We start from the raw sequence: 7,553 nt of genomic DNA, 5'->3' as shown, positions 1-7,553 counted from the left end.
GAGATACGCAAGGTCATTTATACCACCAACGCCATCGAATCTCTCAATGCCAGCCTGCGTCAGGTCACCAAGACCAGAAGGTCATTCCCGAATGATGATGCAGTGCTGAAGTTGTTGTATCTGGCTTTACACCAGATTGCTAAAAAGTGGACAATGCCACTGCGAGATTGGAAGCCTGCCATGACGCAGTTTATGATCATGTACGGTGACCGAGTATCGTTATGATAAACAGCCACTTACACAGAAGATTTTATAGTCTCGCGGGTACTTCTCGTTCAATACCATCATCCCACAATATCCGACCAAAACTAGCATACTCTTCAGCCTCACCATCAGATACCATTACAAGTTCTTTGTAGGCGGTGGTGACCTGTCCGACTGAACCGTTCATCACATCCAAATGATACAAGTTAGTGCAACACATAACTTTGTCACCGACCCGAAAATCAGTGTCGACATAGCGGTCAAAGTCCTCAACAAATATGCGCATTCTGGCACTGTTGTTATCTGCGGAACATAGCTCATTTACTGCATCTGCCATCTTGTTGGTCGGGCAGATGATTTGTGTGGTTTCTGGGGCCTCCAAGCGAAGCTGGGCAGCCAGCTTTTTAATGGGCGTAAACCCCATCGCTTCGATATGCATCACGTCTTGATGGTCTAACTTAGGCATCATTCCGTGACGAATACTGCCGGCAACACTTGGGATATTGGAATTTTCTCCCTGGCGGCGAACCTCAGTTAAAGTCACTTTCGGTATCTCGTCCAGCTCGACTAACTCATGAAACACAAGTCCAAAATCAACAGGCGGTAGTTGACCAGTGTCTCCCAACATGATGATCCGAGTACCCTGCGGGATCACTCGGAGCAACCTATACATACTGGGCAAATCAACCATCGAGCTTTCATCAATTACGAAGGCTAGTTCCGTGTTTTCATACTTTTTGAAGTCGAAAACCCTCAGGAACCGGGCGATCGTAAATGACTCATAGCCTGTCGCCTCTGTCATTCGTTTGGCAGCCTTCCCCGCCAATGCTAACTGAATCGGGACAATGTGCATCTGCCTGAATACGTGATACAGAGCATCCAGAACAGTAGTTTTGCCGACCCCTGCGCCACCATTAATAATAAAGAAATTATGGCGGGCAGCCCTTGTGACAGCTTCATGCTGCAAGGAAGTCAACCGGAATCCTTTGGTCTGCTCATAATCACAAATGGTCTCTGAAATTTGCTCGTTGGTCATAACTAGTTGCACTGGAATGCTTACTAACTGAGCAATCCGCTCTGCAACAGCAGACTCCATTACAAAGGCACCGTTACTTTGATAACGTCCCTCAGCTAACAACACATAATTTTCACTCGTATAACCAGCCTGCAAGGCCTGCGAAGCCAGTGCATGGCCATCGCATGGCTTCCCACTGAAGGTTGATAGTAATTTGGTTAAAGGCTCGAAGAGTTCATTATGAGTTGCAACAGTACTACCTCTATTCAGAATATCGTAAAGAGCTTCCTCTACAGCCGCAGCCAATCGAATTGGAGAGTCCAAAGCATGCCCTAGCTTCGTGGCCAGCTTGTCACATTCACGGAATGACAACCCGAATGCCAAAAGTCTGTAAGGATCTTCCCGTAATTTTGACGCGGTATCCTTCAGATAGAAGCCTGATACCCGAAAAGATATCGAAACACCAAGCCCCAATTCCAAATTACAGTAACGCATTGCGTCGATGTTGACGTAATTGCGCCAAGCATCCACTGCATTTTGAGCTGTATCAGGGGACAATTTCTGAACCAACGTTTTATGGTCCCCCTTGTCTAACAAATCATACAGCTCCTCGCCAAAAAACGCCCAAAGCTTCTCAGCCTTCACAGGACCAATGCCTTTGAAAAGGCTGCTTCCTCCCAAGAGTTCAACAATTAACTGACCCGCAGGACGCACAACTTCGACTGTGTCGGTAGTGACAATAAAGCGCTCAAAACCCTCTATCATAGGGATCAATAGCTTAGTGTTAGGCAGGACGTCCAGCAACATTCCCTTTTTGAATGCAGGAATTACGGATGTGCAATCAACGTCTTCAATACGAACGATGTAATGCTGCCGGGAATTCACTTTCCGAAACGTATCAGGGTCAACTTCCACACCATTGAATACAACACCATGCCGGCTCTGGTATGCACTACGGGTAACTCGCAAAGTAACGTAACGGGTATTTAACTCTGTCATCTTAAAAGTCGCCCAGATTGAGCCAGATGACGCTCGCGAACATTTGACCTTTCTATCTCCTGTTTGGCAGCCCTGATTTCTGCTTTTAGCCCATCAATTTCTGCGGACAACTCCGCAACTTGTGTTTGGAGATGCTTAATTTGTAAATTTTTTTCTCGGATCTCTTTATCAGTGATCGAGTAGCGAATACCTTTGGAACTATCGGAAGTATTGTTCTTTTCTCGAGTCTGATATGGAAGTTCCACAATCATCTTTTTCGCGAACAACGTTTCGGCTTTGATGAGTATATAACGCTTAATGTGCTCATTTTGATAGAGGCTGGAACGAGAGATACTCAATTCCTTTGCCAGTGCAGACAGATCGATTGCACCGCTATCAATGTAGTCCAACCAAGCCTCGTCATCTAACTGCCCTAATAGATCCGCCAATTTGGTCAGATTGGCTTTTGCAGCAGGATGCATCCTATCCAGGTTAAAACCCGACAATTCAATTTCAACATCAAAACCGGCTGTCATTTTTTATTGCCTTTACGAGCAGTGGTCTTCATTGAATCCGGAAGTGGAGCGTTAAGTTGATCTACGGTGAGATTTGCATTTGTTGCGTTATATAACCAACGCACATACTTCTGATCGTATTCAGCAAGAGTCTCACTCAACCTCTTACACTCTTCTTCCTTTTTTGCAAGCTTGGCTTTCAACTCTTCAAGTTTTTGCTCAGCTGTCACGATCGTCTTTTTTGTACCATTGATACTTTGGTACGTTTCTGCGATCTGTTCTCGTGCGGACAGAGCCTGTCGAGTAAACCCCGTGGCATCCTCTAATTGTGCCCATGTCACTTTGCCATTTGTGGCTCGCGATGCCAGAAGAACAATAAGATCGCAGATCTCCTTTTCACGTTCTGGCGTGATACGTGCTTGTTTGTCTCTCATATCGCCCTACACCCAATAATCCCGTCAGGAAATATTTGTACTCGTTCACCCACAGCTACCGATCCGTCAGCCTCGATGGCCAGTGCAACCTCACACCCGAGTAGTAGCTCTTCATGAGACTTAAGCCAATTGTTTGAGCCGTGAAACTCTTTGGCAACAGCCTCTTTGGCGGCTGCAACATGTTGGATTTGTTGGTCGCGAATACGCACAACTTCTGCTATTTCACGCTGATTTCCTTTCACTCGGAAATACTCCGCGCAGCCTCGCAGGCACGCGTAGTGTTTACCACATGGTGAATCATTGTAATCATGCCGGCACATACCAATAGCAGTGATCAGAGTCGTGGTCAGGTCACCTAACGTGTCTAAAGCTTCATCTCTATCCACCATCGTAAATATGATTGCAGCTTCTTTAGCCTGCTCTTTCGAAATACCCGTCGAAGCAAGGATATCATCAGCAGCATCCATCACTAGCTTGGTTTTGTTGGTATGGTCATAGGTCTCGTTATCTCCCATATATTTGCGACCAAAATACCTAGCAACTTCAATATCTGAAACGGTGTCGCACAATTCCAACATAGTGCTCAAGAAATGGCGGAACTGATGAGAAGTTAGCCGTACTGGCTGCCCCTCGAACATCATGTTTTTCCGTTCGAAAATGCTTTGCATGCCTAACTCAGGTCGTCCGGAGAGGTAATCAGTGAATTGCGTATGAGTAATTAATGTGAAGCTCCATTCTTCTGATCGTTTTACCGAATGATGGCGCTGAAATTGTGTGACAAACAGCATGTCTTCGAGGCGTTCAGCTGCAGTCAAATCCTTAACCTGTTGCCATAAATTCGATGCAGATTGTCGCGCCAAATGGTTCGTTTTTTGTCTGAGATCAAAGGGAGCAAACGCTAATGATTGAATCCCAGTTTTCTTATGGGCAAGCTTTTCCATTGGCACATCAAGCTTGCCAAGATAGGTCCCCATATTTGCCCGACTAGACCATTGCAGCTCACGCCACACATCTGTAACAAAGACCCGTGGCTCGTTGCTCAATAACGGAAAGAAGTCGATTTTAGCTTCTGGATCTGCCATGAGTTGACGGATAACCTCCCTTACAGGAGCGAGCAAGTCCAGAGCCGTCTTGAGTCCTTTTTGCAGAATAGTGACCATCGCGTCAGCAATGACCTTGGAGCTATAACCGCCCCCTTTTTTCGCCTTGTAACGAAGTTCATGAACTACAAAAACATCATCCAATCCAGTCAGGACGTTGCGCTCTTCTATTTCACGCTCATAAAGACAACTCGTATCTAATGTCACTATTTCATCAAAACGAAGCCCGGTCGCGAACATAATTTCGGTCATGGCCTGAAATAGTGCATCATCCCCTTGCAGTTCAGTATTCGACAACGTGGCTACAGCAATCAGGCTAAGTTTGGTTGGCAGCTTTTTGGCTCGTTCATCAATAGATGATTGATCGATTCGTGAGTCACTGTTGGTATGGGTTTCACTACGTTTCGCAGATTTTTTAAAAACAATTTTATGCTTCGCCAGCCCATGCTGATTAATGAACTTGCAAATAACTTCCAATTTTTGACCAGTACGATAAAAGGTGCTGTCTTGAAGCCGCTCGCGCGCGTCCTTTTCCGCTAACTTAAATTGATGTGCTGAGAGGTCCGCAATAGTTAAGCCAGATTGGCTCAGTACATTGTCCAGATAACGATAAGAATTAACATATAACTGTAAGGAACCCACATCCTTCGGTGATTCGATTTGCACCATAGTAACGTGGCATTTCGCTACATCAGAGAGACCAGAGTGATGAAATGGCTCCATCTCAGAGCGAGGAGTTTTAACATTTTTCCCTTTATTATTATCACGATTGAAGTAGATAAACTGCTCAAATCCCGCCTTTCGAGCTTGGGTGTTGCATATCCCTTTGACGTCCCAATAAATGTGTTCCCACTCCCAATTATTTTTATTTTTAAACGGGGAATTGTTTTTACAAAAGGAAATCAGCTTTTCAAGATTGGCGAGTTGATTGTCAGTCCGCCGCGGCATCAGTTCAATCACGTTGCTCATATTTCACCATTCTCCAGCATTTGTACAAAACGCGTAGCCTTCAGGAAGTCGTCGTGCTGCAATATCTCAATGGCGTGATTTTCCCCAAATCGGTTCTTTGTCTCTTCGACAAAGAGTTCCACTACGGCCTTGTGATCAGCGTCTTCGAATGCTTCAAGTGAACTACATCCATAACAGCTTAAAGGAGGGTTCAATGAACAGGGGGTAGCGCTCCCGCAACTCCCTATCAGATGAAGAGACTGGTCTTTAGCCGGTGCAAAAATATGCTGCCCTTGTTGAGACACCTGCTCTGGTGTGACTACCTTTCCTTGAAATACGTCTAGAATTTCTGCCGCTTCGGTTTTCAGAACATCATTTAACTTTCTTGCGACATGGTGAGTGTGGCGATAATACACTTCCAACTGCTGCAGATCGCTGTGGTCCATCAATTCAGCAACAACCTTTAACGGCGTACCTCGGGCAATCAGTTTTGTGCAAAAAGTCTTGCGCAAACGTCGATTTGTGACCTTAAAACCCAAATCCATAACGCGCTCAAATGCTAATCGACGAGTTTGGAACAGAGCTCTGGTTAACCTTTGATTGATTGGTCTTCCTGAATTCTTAAGTGTTACTAAAATAAACCAATCTGGAGTAATCGAATTTGAGACCATCTGTTCATATCGAGTTTTCAACTCGATGAGCAAGTTGTACAACGTTTTGGTTATCGGGCGATTTTTTTTCAGCTGGTTATTTTTGTATCCACGCTGTTTAGCACGAGGTACCGATAAAGATATTCCCCCTTTATCCGATACATGTATATCTTTGAACTGCAAACGGACGACTTGTGTGTCACGAGCGCCAAGAACCTGTCCTATTTTTAGTCCAACCATCCCTTGAAGCTCAAATATTGATAAAGCCTTGATATCAGTAGATTTAATTGCTTGCTTGAACAACTTTTCTTCACGTATAGTCAGGGGGCCACGGTTAGGAATGAGCATTAATACATCTTTGCCTTTACCCTCATCAGAACCAAATTTCAAAACATCCAGATACAGATCGAAAAAGTCTTCGTCAAAGAACGGAAAATTTTCGTCTACAAACCAACCATAAATCAAACGTAATGCAGATTTCCTACTAGACCCAATATTTGATTGCATTAACTGCCGCATCTGGTCTTCGATACATATAGTTATCTCTTCTCCAGCAACAAGATCATCATTAAAGCGAAACCCAGCTAAAAGTTTAAAATGGTTACCGAGAGATTCGTTTGAATATCTTTTACAAGCATCAGCTATGTAAGCTTTGGCGTGTTCTCTGAGCACTGGGTGCACCAATTCAAAATTCAGCAGGATCCGCTCAGGTTGCAAATGACATTGGCTGTAGGTCAGATCTAACTTCTGCCCTGTCTGAGTAATTGGGTAAGGATCATAGGTAAACTGCTCATCAGACTGCCCAAACGAAACCGTCGTCATTAGCTCTGTATTCAGGATTACATTGTACTTCATATGCAATTACCTCTTTTTTAACAGCCTTCCAGCTCACTGTGGAATTGACTGAGCGCCTCAACGGTTTGCTCCAATGTGGCTAATTTTTCGTAATTCTCGCTTTGCCTCGATTTGGGCGACCAACCCCCAATAGAGTTTTTGATTTTTTTCTTTTGGTCATCTGAGTAACCTTTGTCTTTCATCATCCGATCAAGATTTTCAAAAAAGGTGTGCCTTAGTCGATGTGGACCAAAACGGCCAACTCCAGGAAGCTTGGCTTTGATGGTATCGAAGACTGAAGAAAGTGCTGATAGCGACAACGGCTGGTATGGAAGCTGCCCTGACAAAATGAGAAACGGCGGCTGTTTCCGTGCTGCATCAGACTGATTTCTAATTTTTTTGTACTCTTCAATCAAATTGGCCAGACTATTTGAGATAGGAATGATCCGCGCCCTAGTCTTATTATGGGGGACACTTGTTCGAGGGTCGTCGTACTTCACATTTTCCATCGTTTCTATGTATGGCCTTTCCCCTGGTCCGAGCTTACTAGTCCGGCAATTTTCGATTGTAAGCGACAATTGCGTATTCTGATTTATGTGAACACCCATACTGGTGAATGTGAACACCCAGATCTTCCCGCGTTGGGCTCAGTGCCTTTTTAACCTAGGTGTTCATTTTCAGTCAACTCTGATGTGACTTTTCGCATCGATTCCCCCTTTAATTTTAGTCTGTGAGCGTTGTGCATTAGCCTGTCTAAGATGGCATCGGCCAGCGTGTTGTCACCAATTGCCTGATACCACTCTTCGGTGGGTAGCTGGCTGATCATAATGGTGGAGGCATGCTGATGCCGGTCGTCCATGATCTCCATCAGATCG

The 7,553-nt window shown here is 44.8% G+C and carries 8 protein-coding genes; 1 reads left to right on the top strand and 7 read right to left on the bottom strand.

Going from position 1 to position 7,553, the window contains the following annotated elements; all coding sequences use genetic code 11:
- Window positions 1–225, top strand: a 225-nt coding sequence (locus H141_RS0118995; RefSeq protein ID WP_019677858.1) for a transposase, incomplete at its 5' end; no start/stop codon positions are given.
- A gap of 25 nt (window positions 226–250) precedes the next feature.
- Here H141_RS0118995 and H141_RS0118990 read toward each other — a convergent pair.
- From H141_RS0118990 to H141_RS20660, 7 genes are all read right to left on the bottom strand, one after another.
- Window positions 251–2,218: an AAA family ATPase gene (locus H141_RS0118990; RefSeq protein WP_019677857.1), complete on the bottom strand. Its 1,968-nt coding sequence runs from the start codon at window positions 2,216–2,218 to the stop codon at window positions 251–253.
- On the bottom strand, window positions 2,215–2,733 hold the full coding sequence (locus H141_RS20665) for a hypothetical protein (protein ID WP_019677856.1): 519 nt from the start codon (window positions 2,731–2,733) through the stop codon (window positions 2,215–2,217). The genes H141_RS0118990 and H141_RS20665 overlap by 4 nt, the downstream gene beginning before the upstream one ends.
- The gene (locus H141_RS0118980) at window positions 2,730–3,146 is read right to left on the bottom strand and encodes a hypothetical protein (RefSeq protein WP_019677855.1); all 417 of its coding nucleotides are present in this window, start codon (window positions 3,144–3,146) and stop codon (window positions 2,730–2,732) included. Before H141_RS0118980 ends, H141_RS20665 begins: the two co-directional genes overlap by 4 nt.
- Window positions 3,143–5,215, bottom strand: coding sequence for a hypothetical protein (locus H141_RS0118975; protein ID WP_019677854.1), 2,073 nt, complete (start codon window positions 5,213–5,215; stop codon window positions 3,143–3,145). Before H141_RS0118975 ends, H141_RS0118980 begins: the two co-directional genes overlap by 4 nt.
- Entirely contained in the window at window positions 5,212–6,699 is a 1,488-nt protein-coding gene (locus tag H141_RS0118970) for a site-specific integrase (RefSeq protein ID WP_019677853.1), read from the bottom strand. Before H141_RS0118970 ends, H141_RS0118975 begins: the two co-directional genes overlap by 4 nt.
- 17 nt (window positions 6,700–6,716) lie before the next feature.
- The gene (locus tag H141_RS0118965) at window positions 6,717–7,178 is read right to left on the bottom strand and encodes a site-specific integrase (protein ID WP_169337192.1); all 462 of its coding nucleotides are present in this window, start codon (window positions 7,176–7,178) and stop codon (window positions 6,717–6,719) included.
- 158 nt (window positions 7,179–7,336) lie between these two features.
- Window positions 7,337–7,553 (bottom strand): ATP-binding protein (locus tag H141_RS20660; RefSeq protein WP_019677851.1); only part of this gene is annotated, 217 nt, incomplete at its 5' end.

This window comes from Arsukibacterium perlucidum DSM 18276, assembly GCF_000382165.1.
GTDB lineage: Bacteria > Pseudomonadota > Gammaproteobacteria > Enterobacterales > Alteromonadaceae > Alishewanella > Alishewanella perlucidum.
This window is presented reverse-complemented; position numbering and strand designations above follow the sequence as displayed.